Below are 17,605 nucleotides of genomic sequence, written 5' to 3'. Positions count from 1 at the left end.
GTGTAACTATTAAAGTAGAAAAGACTGATGCCTGGCGAGTCTGTCAGGAACAGTCAGCGGGTGAATAAGATAGGAGTGGTCTACAAAATTGTCTTGAATGAATACCTGAACGAGTGTAGGAATTTCAATTGTTTGAAGTAATACCTGTTCAGGAGGGTCTATCGATTGAAAAGATATTTGGGTGTTTTCATCGTGCTGCAGTATCTCTTGTTCCAAGTCACAGCAACCTGATGGCTTTTCCGTCTCTCCACCACAACAGGAATGAAGTTCTTTGAAAAGTCCAGCTTCTATCAGTTCTCCACCGCAAAAATGCTTGGCGAGTACCAACCCCCCTGATGAAGAGAGGATAAGGAAACTGAAGAATATGACTAAAAATCTTTTCACGTAGTATTTTCTATTTCTAGCTACACCAACGTAAAATTAGTTATATGTATTCATGAAAAAGTTACGAAATTTTTATTAAAGTTTATGGTTTGATGATTATTTGAATGAACAGATTGCAGTATTAAGCATCTTTAGAGGTAGAATTAGTGATCGGAAATGACCATACTGTTGATTGGGGATTTCGAATGACTTGCCTATAATGGGCAGACTTTTGGCTCTTCCTAGCTATGAGTTCGCTTTCAAGCTGCCTACAGAGAAGCAAAACTTTACTCAGCGCTTGCTTATCCATCCATGAAGGATACAAACAGGTGATTGTAGTCTAAAACCCCTATTTATTTCTTATATTTAATGCTAGGAATACCCTCTGAAAATGCGATTATTCAAACTCTTTCAAAGCGAGTTCGAGAGTTAATGGATAGAGATAATACACTCGCATTGAAAACAGTAAGACAAGCCCAACCAATCTTACGCTTTATTAGTATCTCAAATACTTAATTTTGAGGTTGAGGATTTTTTGTCGACTAGTCAAGAGCCTTTAGTCGTATTCGAACCAATGACCTACTGATTACAAACCACCACCATCCTTATTTAAAGGTAGATTAATTAAGAAAAACTAATGCGACAGTTATAGCGACAGTATTAAAACGAAAAAGCCTGTAAGTCAGATACTTACAGGCTTATAATGCAGTCCGTAGGGGAATCGAACCCCTGTTACCAGGATGAAAACCTGGCGTCCTAACCCCTAGACGAACGGACCGTGTTTCAATAAATGTCTTTTTTCGCCGAGAACGAGTGCTTTAAACAAAGCCAGGTTTTACAAACCTGTCGCCCTGACCGGGCCGTGCCTAACCCCTAGACGAACGGACCGTGTTTCAATAAATGTCTTTTTTCGCCGAGAACGAGTGCTTTAAACAAAGCCAGGTTTTACAAACCTGTCGCCCTGACCGGGCCGTGCCTAACACCTAGACGAACGGACCGTGTTTCAATAAAATTTCCCAAATACACCGCGAACTTCACCACCGTGTTTGTTTTGGGAGTGCAAATATAGAATTCCAACCCTTTTTAGCAAAGGAGTGAAATAAAAAAAGCGAAGAATTTTTCTTCGCCTTCAAAATATCTCATTTACGATCACCTATTCTACGGCTTCTTGATAAATGGAAACGCCTATCAGGTAGGTATTTACGATTAAGCTCTTCTTCGATTCAATGCTTGTTTTTAGGGAATCATATTTTCCGCCATCAGCTACCATGTTGTCATTTTTACCTAACCCTTCAGCAAGGATCAGCCCACTGATGACAAACCCTATAAGTACTAAAACCAATTTTAAAGGTGAAGATTTTCTGGTGATCGTGGTTTTCATGATTATGGTGTTTATCCTATTAGTACCCAAAGGAACAGATTTATTACAGTTTTACGAAAAAAAATTAAAAAGGCTTCATTTTCGCTCCACAATCACAATTGGGAAGTCCTGTCCCCTTGAAAACGTGTGTGGGTACTGAGGTGTACCTTTATATAGAATACTAAGTTCCGGAACCTGATCGTCTAGATAGGATTTCAACTCATAAATGGTCACCTTACCATCTTTCGGAGCTCCATCCGCATCACCTGAGAGTCCTTTCAGCAAGGCATAGGTAAATAAGCCATGGCCGAGCGATTCAAATTCCGTAGCGTATTGCTCACTCCCGGCAGCAGCCATCACATGAATGCCGGAACTTCGGGAAAGCTGAGCAATGGCTTTTTCTTCAGGAGCACCTCGCTGAGCCAACACTTCAACTGATCCGCCCGACTGGCAGGCATCCATCACAATCAGTTGCTTTAGTGCTTTAATCTCAAGCATGGCTTGCTGAAGAGAAGCTGCTTCTATTCCATACTCATCGATCTTACTATTATCATATAGCCTGCTCGCTTCTGATGAGACCAAATAGAAGTTTTCATCGATCATGCTGCCATGACCCGCGTAATAGAATACAAAGACATCATTTACTGAAATTTTATCTTTCAGCTCTGCAATCTTATTCAGGATGTTTTCTTTGGTCGCTTGCTTGTCAAAAACTTGATGAAGGATTACTTCAGAGTAAATGGCCTCCCCTTGTTGTTTCATCTGGTCAGAAAATGAACTAGCGTCCGATCGGGCGTAATTCAAATTCAATGCCTGGTTTTGGTACTCATTGATACCCACCGCCAGGATATGGCAGGTACTCCCTGGCACTTTGGAATCAGAAAAAAGGGTCACAGATGCTCTGTTTGACTCCAGATTGGATTTGGATGAAGCCACCGCTACAAACTCGTTGTGACCTGCCACCAATGGAAATTCAATGGAATAAATTTTAGCGTTTTTATCTGATCGTACTTTTTGAATTTGAGGTTCCAGTGAAACCCTTCGTCCATTGTGAAAAAGTCTGACATCCTCTATCCCACCTCCTTCATCTGTCGCTTTGAGGTAAAGTTTAGCCACCTCATTTTCAGAAAGCCCGGAGAGCTTGAGCGTAGGTGGTGGTGCCTGATCCATGATACTTCCAACAGACTTCTTGCCTGATCGTGATGAGGTGAAAATCTCTTCCACAAGTCCTGGCACATAAAATTCATCCATTAGCTGATCGGCTCCTAAAACTTCCATTCCCCTCACGAAGTGGATATTAGAAATGGCATCATCTGTGGCATCAAAGTAGCCTTCCGGTGTTTTGACCATCCAGTCATTCTTTCCTATCTGGATATGTTCGAAAAGCTCCTTATTCTCTTTTAGATCCCAAAACTTTGTCACCCCACCCACATCTGATGTAATCATCAAATCTTCCTGTATATCCAGGCCATTTATTTCCGCCTGATGACCATCCATCGATCGAATAAATGTCCCTTTGGTCCTATTCCAGAAAGTGATCTTTCGATCTGCACCAACCGAGATAAGATGATCTTTATAAGAAGCAACCCCGAATACTGGACTCCCTGCATCCATTCTCGTTTTGATAAGTCCACTGTAGAGATCCCAAACGATGATCTTTCCATCCCATCCGGCAGACACGACATCATTACCATCCACAAAAACGGTAGTGACATTATTCGTATGGCCAATAAATTCCTTGACCAATCGACGCGTTTCTACCTCATACAGCCTCAGTGTTTTATCCAGCATGGCTAACACTAAATAGGCATCATTCTCGGTAAATGCCAATGAATAGGTAGAAGCTCCTTCGTTATAGGTGTAATTGTAACGGCTCCAATCGTTGGTATTCCACAAACTGATTACTCCATCCCAACCTGTACTTGCCAGGTATTTGCCATTATGACTCAACGCTAAATCAAAAATTGGTTCACGATGGGCCTTAAACTTCTTGATCTGCTTGCCGGTAGATTTTTCCCATAGTATGATAAACCCATCTCCTCCAGCTGTGGCTATTGTGTTTTCGTCCAGCTCTTCAAAGCAGAGTACACCTTTTTCATGTCCCAGGTACTCCATTTCGATGGAAGCACTATTTATGTTCCATTTTCGGGCTTTATTACCTGTTTTTCCTACAAGAAACGACTTTCCACTGAGTGCTCTGGCCGGCTTGTATTTTACCCACATAGCTATATAGTGCTCCCAATAGCTACCCAAATCATAATCGAGCCCGGTGCTAGAGCGATTCAATATGCCATCGTATCTTCTCAGCTCTTTTCCGTCAAAATCTGTTACTACAATAACTTTATCAACTGCAATGACAATCTCTTCCTCAGTGGGATGGAACGCAGCATCATTGATTTTTCCATCCATCGACCATTTGCGTTTAAGGATTCCGCTACTATTCTCGTACAGAAAAACCGAATCTTCAGTGGCAGTCAAAAAGTGTTGTCCGGACGATTGAAAATGGACTGAAGCAATATCATCATACTCCCGGGTACCTTCAAAGGTTATTTTTCCAGTGGCTAGGTGGTATTTAGTCAGCGTAGTTCCATTTGAAAGTTTGATGACTTCATCCCCATAAAAGTCTGTCAGCGTGCCACACCCCCCACACCAGCCTTTCTCCGGTTTAAGTTCTTGTTGCTGACTCCAATCAGATACGGCATAAATTTTCGCAGTACGATTATCTTCACCTATCACGAGGTAGTTATCATTGGGACTAAATTTCACACTTACACCATAACCTGTCCCACGATCTGCATTCACCTTTATTTTCTTTATCAGCGAATAATCCTTCATCTGATAAATTGACACGGAATCAGCGTAACTCCCAATTGCCAACAACTTTCCATTATTGCTAAAATCTACGGATGTCACATAGTCTCTGAACTTCTCACTTCGCCAGAGCATTTCTCCTGAAGAGATATCCCAGACACCCACCGTGCCATCGGCGCTACTGCTGGCAAGTGTATTACCATATAATGAAAAACCATTGACCGTATGATTGTGTCCAAACAGGGAGCGAATTTCTCTGCCGGATAGCGCATCCCATAGCTTTATGGTTTTATCTCTACTGGCAGAAATCAGGAACTTCCCATCAGGCGTGAACCGGGCCGATTTCACAGCCTCACCATGTCCCTTCTGAATGACTGCCTGAAATGACTGAGCCTCTGCGAAACAGAGGCTCAAAAACAATATCAAAAATGAAAAATGCTTTTTCACTAATAATTAATCTTTAATATGAGCAGTCCATACAGGAATGGTCGCATGATTCACTACATCTTCTGCAATGCTACCTGCCAGGAAGTGTCCAACTCCTTTACGTTGATGTGTACCAAGTGCAATCATATCTGCCTCCACGTCCTCCGCATAGTAAATAATACCATCCTCCTCATTCTTGTAGTTGTAGATTTCAGTGGTGCAGTTTTCAATTCCATATTTCTCTACAAATTCTTGCATTTGTTTGAGGTCGTGCCGGGTAGAAGTAAAACTGGCCGGCGTGTTGATTTTCACTATTTTCAATTGAGCATCCATCATCGCTTGTAGACTCTTGACTTTTTCAATCAAGAAATCATCGGTATTGATGAAGTCCGATGCAAAAACAATTTTTTCAATCGGCTCCAGGTCTACCTTCTCACTAACAGAAATAACCGGACATTGTGCCTTCCGAACAATTTTTTCAGTATTTGAGCCCACGAAAAACTCATTCAGCCCCTCAGCTCCTTCTGTTCCCACAATCAATAAGTCTACGTTCTCTTCCGTGATCTGATCGATGATAGTGTTGAAAGCATTTCCCAGCTGGATTTTTGTCGCGATTTTATCATCGGAGTATTTTGCATTTGAAACTACCTGAGCTAACTTTTCCTGCACGCGTTCATACATCTTTTTGATATAGAGCTGCTCCATCGGATCTTCACTCTGAATTCCCATGGTCTTAAATGAGTCAGCCGTAGGATGCTCAATGACATTGAGCAGTAGAATATTTCCTTCAGATTTATCTGCTATTTGACACGCAAAATCAAGAGCATGCTCAGCAACTTTTGAAAAATCGTAGGGTACTAATATTTGTTTCATGTGTATCGTCAATTTTTAATACACCCAATTTAATGAAAAATGGTTTTCATCTTTCCTTTTTGATGAAAATCATACTTTCAGAAAACATTTGTTAGGTAGACCATAGAGGCACAAACTGCCCGAGCGAAAAAAGAATGGCAAACAGCAAAGTAGATATAGCCATTTGCTTGAGGTAAGGATCTAACTGCTCTGAAGGTAGATTAGAGACAGCTGTTATACTTTTAAAGAATAGCAGGGACGTCAATGCAAATATCAGATTGACCCAACTTTCAAAGTTGAGGTATACATACAGAAGACTAAATAGCATGCCTCCAGTCAACAGTATTTTGTGGTATCGAACGGCGGCTTCTCTTCCAATCCTAACAGGGATAGAATTTTTTCCTGCTGCCTGATCGGATGCTATATCGCGGATATTGTTGACATTGAGCACTCCTACACTGAACAGTCCCATGGATGAAGCCGGCAATAAAATCAGCCAATCGAAACGTTGAACTTGCAAATAATATGTACCAAAAACCAGTACAAGACCAAAAAATACAAAGACGAAAACATCTCCAAACCCGGCATAACCATAAGGGTTCTTACCAACGGTGTATTTGATCGCAGCAGCAATACCGACAAGTCCAATCGTTAAAAATACAAGAGCCGATAAGAAATCTTTTGGGAATGATAGATAGAGCAAAATACTCCCTGAAACGAGTGAGAGCAACGAAAAAATAATCATTGCCTTTTTCATGGCCGAAGCAGATATCCGACCTGAACTTACCATTCGAGCTTCGCCCGTTCGTTTTTCATCTACGCCGGAAGATGCATCGCCGTAATCGTTAGCCAGATTTGAAAGGATTTGTAAAAAAATCGCGGTAAGCAGCGTCATGCCTGCTACCACTAGGTTCAGCGCCTTTGCATTTGCAGCTAATGAAACACCCACTAACCAGCCCGAAAAAGCCAGTGGCAAAGTTCTTAATCGAAAGGCTTGAATCCAGGACTTCATATTACATCCGCTCCGGTACGTCTATGCCCAGCAAACGCATGCTTGATTTGATGAGTTTAGCGGTAATGGAAGAAAGTGCGACTCTAAAGGCTAATTTATCCTTGTTGTCTTCATTGAAAATAGGAACCTCCTGATAGAACCCATTGTATTCCTTCGCCAGATCATAAGCGTATTGTGCCATCACCGCCGGTGAGTATTCTTTGGCTGCTTCCTGCAATGCTTTTATGTATTCCGTGATCCGGAAGATCAAATCTATCTCTCTTTTATTGAGCTCTCCAACCTTGTCAACATCAAAATCTGTTTTCATTTCCAGTGATTTAGCTCTTCGCAAAATAGCTGAGATGCGGGCATGCGTGTATTGAACAAATGGTCCTGTGTGGCCCTGAAATTCAATCGACTCCTGAGGATTGAATAACATCCGTTTCTTTGGATCAACTTTCAGCAAAAAGTACTTTAAAGCTCCAAGACCAAGCATACGATAAAGTTCCTGAGCCTCTTTTTCATCCATTCCTTCGATCTTACCCAGCTCCCGTGTGTGCTTTTCTGCTGTGTCAAACATCTCTTTTAGCAAATCATCTGCATCTACCACCGTACCTTCTCTAGACTTCATTTTACCAGAAGGAAGGTCCACCATACCATAGGACAAATGGTACAATCCATCAGCGTATGTTCTGCCTAGCTTCTTCATAATGGCGAAAAGCACCTTGAAGTGGTAATCCTGTTCGTTACCAACAACAAATACAGACTTATCAAAAGGAAAGTCCTGATGTTTCATGTCGCACGTACCCATGTCCTGCGTCATGTAAACAGCTGTGCCATCGGCTCTCAGGACCAACTTCTCGTCCATCCCTTCTTCAGTCAGATCTACCCAAACTGATCCATTGTCCTTTTTGAAGAAAACCCCTTTTTGCAATCCTTCCTCAACCAACTCCTTCCCCAAAAGGTAAGTGTTGGACTCTTTGTACATGGTATCGAAATGAATGCCCATGGTCTCGTAGGTTTTATCAAACCCTTCGTAGACCCAGTTATTCATTTTTTCCCAAAGAGCCACTGTCTCTTCGTCTCCTTTCTCCCATTTCTGCAACATCTCCTGGGCTGCTTTGATCGAGGATGCTTCTTTTTTCGCTTCCTCCGGATCCATCCCCTGATGTACAAGAGTGTTGATTTCTTCCTTGTACATCTGATCAAACTTCACATAGTACTTTCCAATCAAATGATCCCCTTTCATCCCCGCACTCTCTGGTGTTTCTCCATTCCCAAGCTTTTGATAAGCCAGCATGGATTTACAGATATGCACTCCCCGGTCATTTACCAGGTTTACTTTTTTCACTTCATATCCATTGGCTGCCAGAATCCTGGATGCAGAATCACCAAGGAAGTTGTTTCTCAGATGGCCCAGATGAAGAGGTTTATTGGTGTTGGGTGAGGAAAATTCGACCATCACTTTTTGACCATTTGATGGGAGCTTTCCAAAATCGTTATTTGATTCAATGTCGTGTAAGGTGCCCACCCATGAACGATCTGTCAGTTCCAGGTTCAGGAATCCTTTTACCACATTAAAACCTCGAATAATATCCGTATTTGTTTTCAACCATTCACCTATCTGTGTACCGGAATCTTCAGGCTTTCCTTTGGTGATTTTCAAATAAGGAAATACCACAAAGGTGTAGCTTCCTTCAAATTCCTTTCTTGTAGGCTGCAGGCTAATCTGGTCAGCTGATAGATCGTGACTGTATAATTCGGCAAACGCCTTTGAAATTGATTCTTGTATGTGCTGTTCCAGCATGTTATCTGGTTCTATTTTATAGGATTAAAAATTTCAGCCATCATACACCGAGCACTTCCGCCTCCCAGCTTTTCGATGGTGTGAATGTCACTATGTACGAGCTTTCCATGTTTCGAAAGCCGTGCTTTTTGTTCATTTGACAAGGAGTGAAATGCCGCAGATGACATAACTACCAGTCTTTGATCATCTTTGCCTAATACCTGAAGCATGTTACCGGCAAATTGTTCCTTTTGCTCCTCGGTAATTTCAATAATTTCTTTGTCTGTTTCCTCAAGTGTCTCCACCAGATTCTCTCGCTCCTCCAAATCATCGATGCTATCCAGGCAGACTACCGAGAATTCCTCCCCAAGGCACATCATCACGTTGGTGTGGTAAATGGGGAGTCTTTTCCCATCCACGGTTTGAAGCGCGTGGAAAGTAACCGGGTCAAATCCAGCTTCGTCACAAAAATCCTCCAGTACCTCGGGCATGGTTCGATCTGAAATTGCAGCATAAGCGATTTTATTCTGCCTGTCTAGCAACAAGCTTCCTGTGCCTTCCAGGTAAGCCGCTTTTTGCTCCCAATCGGTAAAACTTATTACTTCTGATACCTTGAACTTTTCTTTCAAAGCTGCCACAATATCCTCTCTCCTCTCCAGCCTTCTGTTTTCTGCGTACATTGGATACAACCTCAATACACCATCTTGATGAAAAGAAATCCAGTTGTTAGGAAAAATGGAATCAGGTGTTGCTGGATCTGGAGTATCATCAAAAACGGTAACATCCACTCCTTCAGATCTCAACTTCTCTACAAACTGATCAAATTGCTTCAGTGCGTGCTTCTGAATTTCTTCAGCACTGGCTCCCTCTTCCACCTTCTGATAGTAATTATTTACAGCCGTTTGCTCATTCATATGAAAAGCAACTGGACGTATCATCATTAAGTGATTCGTAATCTGCTTACTCATATCTCCTCCTTAATGGCATAGTGGAACATCTCAACAATCCTTCCATCTTAGCCGCTTCCCGATACTTAACTTCCTCGACTGTCAACCCCCATTTTCTAAACTGATCATTTAAACGTGTGAAGCTGCTGTCCGAAATCACCACTTCAGGACCGATCGAAAAGAAATTGGAATTCATTTCATACATCTCCTCTTTGGTAATCTCAAATACATTCTCTCTTCCGAAGAAATTGATAAGGAATTCAGCATCTTCCGGATTTTTAAAGCCTGCCGGATAGATCACTGCCTTGTCCTTTCCAACCGGCTGAAAACAACAATCCAGATGCAATGCATTTTCTCTTGGATTGTCATCCGATTTATTCAGTTCAAATGCTTTTACTGTAAAGTTTGGAAACGTCTTTTTTAAGTATGCTACGGCAGCCTCATTGGTGCGAGATACTGTGTATTTATCGAAATCAGCTGCTTTGGAGTAACCTACAAAAATGTGGTCTCTCCAAGGCATGATATCACCGCCTTCCATTCGTTCGTGCTCATCTGGCAACAGTACGTTTTCCACTTTCTCAGTAATGTGGTCAATCCCGTCGGATTCCAGTTTCCTCTCCGGAGTGACACATGGAACGACCAGCTTGTCATCAATAACAAAGGCAATATCCCGGGCAAAAATTTGATTAAGATTTCGGATAGTTTTCGGTCGATACACCTTTACGTCATATTTCTCTAAAACCTTTGCCACGGCTTCCATTTCATCTACCAAATCATCTTCCATAGGAAATGTACCTGCCAGGATATGTTCCTTTGATTTGGGATCATAGGTTTTTTCAAGCTTAGGCACACCGCCCATGCTTTCTGCCGTTCCAAGTATGACTGCTTCCAGGGGTGCTGTTTCGTCTAAGATTTTAATGGTGATCATGTTGTTTAAAAATTCACGCAAAATTAATCTGAATAATCAAGGTTAGTATCATCAGAATTAAAGGATTCTGGAAGAAAGCTTTAGGACTGATTATTCCAAAATCGAAAGCAAATCCTTTCAAGAATGCTGAATTTAATTGATAATTGCACCGACTTTTTCCAGCAAGCCAATGAGAAAATATGCCGATCTGATTGATCAGACCTTTTACTTCCCCACAGAAGAGTTTAAAGTAGAAAAAGAAAACCTCTTTTTTCATGGGGTGAACCTGATGGATATCATCAAAGAATATGGCACACCTTTGAAACTCAGCTACCTCCCAAAGATTGAGCAGAACATCAAATATGCATATAAGATCTTCAATGACGCCATCAAAAAACATAATTACGAAGGCACATATACGTATGCATATTGTACTAAAAGCTCTCACTTTCGATTTGTAGTGGAAGAGGCCCTGTCTAATCAGGCGCACATTGAAACTTCTTCGGCTTATGATATCCCCATCGTACGAAGTATGGAAAAAGCCGGGAAGCTAACTAAGGAACATTTTGTCATTTGTAATGGATTCAAAAGACCACTCTACCTACAGGAGGTTGCCAATTTGCTAAATGAAGGGTATACAAATTGTATTCCCATTTTGGATAATCTGAATGAATTCAAACATTATAAGGAAAATGTAAAGGGCAAGTTTAATGTAGGGATACGAATAGCTGCAGACGAGGAGCCTAATTTCGCATTTTATACTTCCAGGCTTGGGATCAGATACAGCGATATTCTTCCATATTATAAAGAACATATCAAAGATTCGAAGGCAAAGCTGAAAATGCTTCATTTCTTTATCAATACCGGCATCAAAGACACGGCTTATTACTGGAGTGAACTGAGCAGATTCATTTACAAATACTGCGAACTGAAGAAGATTTGTCCCGAACTGGATACAGTGGACATTGGAGGTGGATTTCCAATTAAAAATTCATTGCACTTTGAGTATGACTATAAATACATGGCAGAGCAGATCATAGAAAACATACAGTGGATTTGCAAGAAAAACCATGTTCCGGTTCCTAACATCTTCACCGAATTCGGCAGCTTCACGGTTGGAGAAAGTGGTGCGACCATTTACTCCGTGCTTGATCAGAAGCTTCAAAATGATAAAGAGCTATGGTACATGATGGATGGATCATTCATCACTCATATGCCAGACGTTTGGGGCCTTAATGAGAAGTATATCATGCTGCCGATCAATCACTGGAAGAATCCATACCACCGGGTAAATCTGGGAGGACTTACCTGTGACAGTCAGGATTATTATGACTCAGAAGCACACATCGGTGAAGTATTTTTACCTCAATATGACGAAAATGAAACCCTCTTTTTTGGTTTCTTCCACACAGGCGCCTATCAGGAGTCTCTGGGAGGATATGGAGGTATTCAACATTGCCTGATCCCTGCTCCGAAACACATCATCATTGACAAAGATGAAAATGGAAATATCCATCATGAACTTTTTGCTCCCGAACAGCAGAGCGAAGCTATGATGAAGATTTTGGGGTATTGATTTTAAAACACGCATTTAGCAAATGCGTTAACCAATTACAGTTATTTTTGGATTTCAATCAGTCCGACATCTTACCAAATGTCTAAAAATTTAGTAGTTATACCGACCTATAATGAGTGCGAAAATATTCGTGATATTATCAATGTGACGCGGGTACTCTCTCCGCTTTTTGACATTTTGGTGGTAGATGATGGTTCTCCGGATGGGACAGCAAAGATCGTTAAAGAGGAGATGAAAAAAACACCTGACAGGGTGTACCTGATCGAACGTGAAGGTAAACTTGGTCTGGGCACTGCTTATATCACCGGATTCAGGTGGGCACTGGAGCAAGGGTATGATTACATCTGTGAGATGGACGCTGACTTCTCTCATGATCCGAATGATTTGATTAGGTTGCATGCTGCGTGTGTGGATGGAGCCGATGTGGCCATTGGTAGTAGGTACGTAACAGGAGTGAATGTGGTGAACTGGCCTATGGGCCGTGTGCTGATGAGCTATTTTGCCAGCTTCTACGTACGTATCATCACAGGTATGCCATTTAGAGACAGCACTGCGGGATTTAAGTGCTACAGCAGGGGAGTTTTCGATAAGCTTGATTTGAACAAAATTCATTTCATTGGCTATGCCTTTCAAATTGAAATGAAGTTCAATGCCTGGAAGCATGGGTTCAAAATCGTAGAAGTTCCCATCATTTTTACTGATCGGACAAAGGGCACATCCAAAATGTCAAAAGGCATCTTCAAAGAAGCAGTTTTTGGTGTGCTCCAGATGAAAATTAAAAGCTTGTTCAAAAAATACGAACCGGTTTATTAATCGAACCTGATCGCCTTCACTGGACTTACCCTCGATACAATTGCCACGGGGATCGACAAGATCACCCCAATCAATGTGAGAACCAGAAAGTTCAATCCTATGATGGTAGGAATGTCTATATCGATAGGCACATGAGACATGTAATAATTGGCTGCATCAAGAGGGATGATATTGAAATAATACTGGATGAGGCCTAATGAAAGACCGATTACATTGCCCCATAGGAGACCCCTTACGATCAACTGAAGTCCATTAAAAACAAAGACTCTTCTTATTAATTTATTGGGTGCTCCCAAAGACTTGAGCACGCCAATCATCTGCGTTCGCTCCATGATCAGGATCAATAGTATAGAAATTATACTGGTACCGGATACAATCAGGATTATGGTGAGTAGAATCACCACATTCCGGTTCAGTAGGTTAAGCCAGTCAAAAATCTGTACATATCGATCGGTAACCTTATCTACGTATAAATCGATATCCAGGGCATTAAAGAGATCATTCTCAGCTTTATCCATCTGATCGGTATCCGTTAGAAAGATCTCTACACCACCCGCAAGTGAATCAGGCCAATTATTGATCCTTCGAACTAAATCCAAATCTCCAAGAATGATCTTTTCATCAAACTCTTCCAGACCGGTTTCATAAATGCCTGTGACCTGCAATCTTCGGAATCTTGGAGGATTTTGCACAAAATAAATAAGAACCTCATCCCCTACATTTAGCTCCAAATAATTGGATACCCGATTACTCAACGCTACTTCGGTAGAATAAGTATCAGAAGACAAATTCGGAAACTTGCCTTTTACCATGTGTTTGCTGAACCCCAGCGTATCAAACGACTCATCTACGCCTTTAATAATTACTCCCTGAACCTCCTCGTCCGTCTTAAGTAAGGCGGCCTTCATTGCATATGGTTGTATGCGTGCAGTCAGAGGATAGTTCTTCAATTGCCAAATCAATGAATCATCTACGGTAATTGACCCCTCTTCAAATGAAGTGGAAAGTGTGTATTTGCTAATGATCAGGTGACCGCTGAAGCTATATATTTTGTCTTTGATCTCTTTCTTAAAGCCATATAGCACCATGAACGCCAGAATCAATACCGCAAGACCTAGACCAATACTAATCACAGCGATGCGATTGATGATACTGGAAAATGAGCCTGTTTCTTCCTTAGAGATCCGCTTCGATATAAAAAATGGGAGATTCATTGCCGCACTGCAAAATAGGGTTTTCAATCCTGTAAGAACAAGTTAACTTGGTGAATTAATATGCAAAGACTTTATTTCTTACTTGCTTTGATCCTTTTGGGCTGTTCAAATAAAGCCCAGGAGATTACCACAGAAATTCTTCCGGGAGCCTATCAGATGGAAGAGTACCTCCCGTTGCTTGAAGGCAAAAAAGTAGGACTAGCTGTTAATCACAGCTCTCTTATTGCAAGCAGCCATCTAATTGATTCCTTACTGAAGAACAATATTCAAATTACAAAAGTGTTTACTCCAGAGCATGGATTTACAGGAACAGTGAGTGATGGGGTCAAAGTTGAGTATGACAGAGCACAGTCTTCTTATGAGCTCATTTCTCTTTACGGTAAAAACAAAAAACCGACCCCCGAGCAAATGGCTGGATTGGATATCATGGTTTTTGATATTCAAGATGTGGGTGCCCGATTCTATACCTACATCAGCACCATGCACTATGTGATGGAGGCTTGTGCAGAAAACACTATCCCACTCATCATTCTGGATCGGCCAAACCCTAATGGAAGCTACGTCGATGGCCCGGTCTTAGATACAGCTCTCCAGTCATTTGTAGGCATGCATCCAATTCCGATCGTCCATGGAATGACTATTGGAGAGCTGGCGCTAATGATCAATGAAGAGGGCTGGCTAAAAGATCAGGCTAAAGTTGATTTGCAGGTAATTAAAATCAAAAACTGGGATCACGAAAAGAGGTATTCCTTACCCGTAAAGCCTTCTCCTAACTTACCCGATGACTTGAGTATTGCATTATACCCAAGCCTATGCCTATTTGAAGGGACAATCATGTCTGTAGGGCGGGGTACAGATTATGCATTTCAGCAAATTGGTCACCCTGAATACCCGGACACCACTTATTCCTTTACACCAAAATCCAAAGAAGGAGCAAAATGGCCTCCGCATGAGGATCAGGTTTGTTTTGGCAGATCCTGGATCAATCAGGAGCCAAAATATGAATTTATGCTACAGCCACTGATACAAGCTTATCACTTAATGAGACGCGAAGATTTCTTTAATAATTATTTTAAGCGATTAGCTGGAACTAATTCACTCCAAAAACAAATAGAGGAAGGACAAACCGAAGGAGAGATACGAGCTTCATGGGAACCGGAATTGACAAATTTTAAAAAGAAGAGAGAGCAGTATTTACTGTACGAGTAATAAATGGATTATCAAGGGATATTAAACGTAATTGAAGATCAGCTGGCAGGCGAAAAGTTAGATGGAGAGGTAGCAACCTACATTCCAGAACTAGCCAAGGTAAAACCTGAAAAATTGGGCATGCATCTAACAAGCGTGATTGGAGAAGAATTTCACTTTGGAGATTCGGAAGAACGATTCTCTATTCAAAGTATCACGAAGGTCTTGTCACTTGCTTTGGCGTTGCTAAAGGAGAAAGATGAAGTGATATGGGAGCGAGTCGATGTAGAGCCTTCTGGTGATCCGTTTAACTCTCTGGTACAGCTTGAGTATGAAAATGGTATTCCAAGAAATCCGCTGATCAATTCCGGGGCTTTGGTCATTTGTGATATTCTGGTCACTCATCTCCAGGATCCAAAAAAAGAATACCTTGATTTTGTTCGACATATTGCCGGAAACAGTACCATCGACTACAACGAAAAGGTAGCCGCTTCAGAAAAGGAGCAGGGCTTCAACAATCGTGCGATGATTAACCTGATGAAGGGATATGAAAACATCCATAATGACGTAGAAGATGTCCTTGATTTCTATTTTGACACCTGTTCCCTAAGTATGTCATGTCGAGAGTTGGCGCAGACCTTTCTAATGTTTGCCAACCAGGGGAAGTTGTTAAAAGAAGATGAAAAGGTACTTAGTGAGGTACACACCAAACGTATTAACGCCATCATGCAGACCTGCGGGTTTTATGATGAAGCCGGCGAGTTTTCTTTCCGTGTTGGATTGCCTGGAAAAAGTGGTGTAGGCGGTGGAATAGTGGCAGTATATCCAAACATGTACAGTGTGGCTGTCTGGAGTCCGAAGCTCAATGAAAAAGGCAATAGCACTGCGGGAATGCGCGCTTTAGAATTATTAACAGAAATTACTGGATCGTCGATATTTTAAATCGAAATCAATGTCAAACACAGACCTCATCATCGAAGAAAGAAGCCGGGATATCGGTGACTTCTTAGTAGGAAGGCTCATCCCCTTTCGGAAAAAGCGAATGGTAGGCCCTTTCATATTCATTGATCATATGGGCCCAACTACAATTAAGCCCGGTACTTATCTGGATATAGACCAACATCCGCACATCGGTCTTTCCACACTAACGTACCTATTTGAAGGAGAAGTTCGGCACCAAGACAGTATCGGATCTGATCATCATATCAAGCCCGGCTCTGTCAATTGGATGACAGCCGGAAAAGGAGTTGTACATACAGAGCGAACACCAGCTGAATTGCGGCACGGACAGCAATTCACTATGCATGGATATCAGATATGGGTAGCACTTCCTAAAGAGAAGGAAGATATGGAGCCAGAATTCCATCATCTGGATGCAGCTGAACTCCCAACCTGGAAGGAAGGGTCTGCAAATTTTAAACTCATAGCTGGAAAAGGATTTGGAAAGGAATCACCCCTTCCCGTACATTCTGAACTTTTCATGATTGAAGTTGAGACAGAGGACACTTTCGATCTACATGTGAAGGGTCAGCTCTACGGAGAAATAGGATTTTGCATAGTAGAAGGAAGTATCTATGCATGCGATCAAAAAGTAGAAAAAGGCAATATGCTGGTTTCTAAAACAGACAATGAATGTGGACTTCAGATTGAAGCTCATTCACGAATTCTGCTTTTTGGCGGAAAACCACTTCCTGAAGAGCGACACATCTTTTGGAATTTCGTATCTTCAAATAAGGAAAAAATCGAGGCGGCTAAAGAAAAGTGGAAAAGAAAAGAATTCCCTCAAGTAGCAAATGATGAAACATATATTCCACTCCCCTAAATATTACCACTATGCGAGCAAACTGGTTTGAACTTCCCGTAAATGACATGGAGCGTGCAAAGAAATTTTACGCATCCATTTTTGATGTAGACATGGGTAATGATTTTGCGATGGGTACATCTGTCATGTCCTTCTTTCCATTTGAAACTGATCAGGATGGAGCGACAGGTACGTTGATAAAGCAAGAAACTTATGTGCCATCTCATGAAGGAGCATTGGTTTATTTCTCAGTCAAAGAGATCAATGATGTACTTCCGAAAATCGAATCTAATGGTGGAAAGCTTATCAATGAGAAGATGAGCATTGGAGAGCATGGTTTTGTCGCTCATTTCGAAGATTCTGAAGGAAACCGTGTCGCACTGCATCAGTCTGTTTCTTAATATTTCTAATCAGAGAATTAGCAATGATGTCTTTATTAATTGCATTTCATCGATCAAACGATGGACATCATCTACAACTTTAAATTTCTTCCAACAAGAATCAAACTACCTCGTTATATTAGGTGTCTAATAAAGACAAACACAACCAGCTCATTTTTATTTTTAAATG

General features: G+C 41.4%; 15 protein-coding genes and 1 tRNA gene. 6 read left to right on the top strand and 10 right to left on the bottom strand.

What is annotated here, in order from left to right; translation table 11 throughout:
* Window positions 1–9: 9 nt before the first annotated feature.
* From ACP14Y_RS15610 to ACP14Y_RS15570, 9 genes are all read right to left on the bottom strand, one after another.
* Window positions 10–384, bottom strand: coding sequence for an HYC_CC_PP family protein (locus ACP14Y_RS15610; RefSeq protein WP_350206094.1), 375 nt, complete (start codon window positions 382–384; stop codon window positions 10–12).
* A gap of 685 nt (window positions 385–1,069) precedes the next feature.
* Window positions 1,070–1,141 (bottom strand) — tRNA-Glu (locus ACP14Y_RS15605).
* A gap of 375 nt (window positions 1,142–1,516) precedes the next feature.
* Complete coding sequence (locus ACP14Y_RS15600; protein ID WP_349562486.1) at window positions 1,517–1,744, bottom strand: hypothetical protein; 228 nt, start codon at window positions 1,742–1,744, stop codon at window positions 1,517–1,519.
* A 75-nt stretch (window positions 1,745–1,819) separates the two neighbouring features.
* Entirely contained in the window at window positions 1,820–4,981 is a 3,162-nt protein-coding gene (locus ACP14Y_RS15595; protein ID WP_424963862.1) for a caspase family protein, read from the bottom strand.
* A 6-nt stretch (window positions 4,982–4,987) separates the two neighbouring features.
* Entirely contained in the window at window positions 4,988–5,833 is an 846-nt protein-coding gene (locus ACP14Y_RS15590; protein ID WP_424963861.1) for a universal stress protein, read from the bottom strand.
* 91 nt (window positions 5,834–5,924) lie between these two features.
* A complete protein-coding gene (gene menA, locus ACP14Y_RS15585; protein ID WP_424963860.1) occupies window positions 5,925–6,824 on the bottom strand; it encodes a 1,4-dihydroxy-2-naphthoate octaprenyltransferase in 900 nt (299 codons plus the stop codon).
* A gap of 1 nt (window position 6,825) precedes the next feature.
* Entirely contained in the window at window positions 6,826–8,610 is a 1,785-nt protein-coding gene (argS, locus tag ACP14Y_RS15580; RefSeq protein ID WP_424963859.1) for an arginine--tRNA ligase, read from the bottom strand.
* Between the two features lie 11 nt (window positions 8,611–8,621).
* Window positions 8,622–9,557 (bottom strand): citrulline utilization hydrolase CtlX, encoded by a 936-nt coding sequence (gene ctlX, locus ACP14Y_RS15575; RefSeq protein WP_424963858.1) that lies wholly within the window; start codon window positions 9,555–9,557, stop codon window positions 8,622–8,624.
* Window positions 9,550–10,464 (bottom strand): dimethylarginine dimethylaminohydrolase family protein, encoded by a 915-nt coding sequence (locus tag ACP14Y_RS15570; RefSeq protein ID WP_424963857.1) that lies wholly within the window; start codon window positions 10,462–10,464, stop codon window positions 9,550–9,552. The genes ctlX and ACP14Y_RS15570 overlap by 8 nt, the downstream gene beginning before the upstream one ends.
* A gap of 169 nt (window positions 10,465–10,633) precedes the next feature.
* Between ACP14Y_RS15570 and ACP14Y_RS15565 the strand changes: the two genes are divergently transcribed.
* A complete protein-coding gene (locus tag ACP14Y_RS15565; RefSeq protein WP_424963856.1) occupies window positions 10,634–12,019 on the top strand; it encodes an arginine decarboxylase in 1,386 nt (461 codons plus the stop codon).
* A 78-nt stretch (window positions 12,020–12,097) separates the two neighbouring features.
* The gene (locus tag ACP14Y_RS15560; RefSeq protein WP_424963855.1) at window positions 12,098–12,832 is read left to right on the top strand and encodes a polyprenol monophosphomannose synthase; all 735 of its coding nucleotides are present in this window, start codon (window positions 12,098–12,100) and stop codon (window positions 12,830–12,832) included.
* On the opposite strand, the gene ACP14Y_RS15555 is transcribed toward ACP14Y_RS15560, so the two are convergent.
* Window positions 12,829–14,046 carry an ABC transporter permease gene (locus ACP14Y_RS15555; protein WP_424963854.1) on the bottom strand — a complete coding sequence of 406 codons (1,218 nt, stop codon included), beginning with the start codon at window positions 14,044–14,046 and terminating at the stop codon, window positions 12,829–12,831. The genes ACP14Y_RS15560 and ACP14Y_RS15555 overlap by 4 nt on opposite strands.
* Window positions 14,047–14,106: 60 nt before the next feature.
* Between ACP14Y_RS15555 and ACP14Y_RS15550 the strand changes: the two genes are divergently transcribed.
* From ACP14Y_RS15550 to ACP14Y_RS15535, 4 genes are read left to right on the top strand one after another with little or no spacing between them, the layout of a single operon-like run.
* Window positions 14,107–15,255, top strand: a complete 1,149-nt coding sequence (locus tag ACP14Y_RS15550; RefSeq protein WP_424963853.1) for an exo-beta-N-acetylmuramidase NamZ family protein — start codon at window positions 14,107–14,109, stop codon at window positions 15,253–15,255.
* Between the two features lie 3 nt (window positions 15,256–15,258).
* Window positions 15,259–16,176 (top strand): glutaminase, encoded by a 918-nt coding sequence (locus ACP14Y_RS15545; RefSeq protein ID WP_424963852.1) that lies wholly within the window; start codon window positions 15,259–15,261, stop codon window positions 16,174–16,176.
* Between the two features lie 10 nt (window positions 16,177–16,186).
* A complete protein-coding gene (locus tag ACP14Y_RS15540; protein ID WP_424963851.1) occupies window positions 16,187–17,056 on the top strand; it encodes a pirin family protein in 870 nt (289 codons plus the stop codon).
* Window positions 17,057–17,067: 11 nt separating this feature from the next.
* The gene (locus ACP14Y_RS15535; RefSeq protein WP_424963850.1) at window positions 17,068–17,436 is read left to right on the top strand and encodes a VOC family protein; all 369 of its coding nucleotides are present in this window, start codon (window positions 17,068–17,070) and stop codon (window positions 17,434–17,436) included.
* The last annotated feature ends 169 nt before the right edge of the window (window positions 17,437–17,605 follow it).

This window comes from Ekhidna sp. (assembly GCF_965247405.1).
GTDB lineage: Bacteria > Bacteroidota > Bacteroidia > Cytophagales > Cyclobacteriaceae > Ekhidna.
Note: the sequence above shows the minus strand (reverse complement) of the source record. Positions and strands in the feature narration are given on the sequence as shown.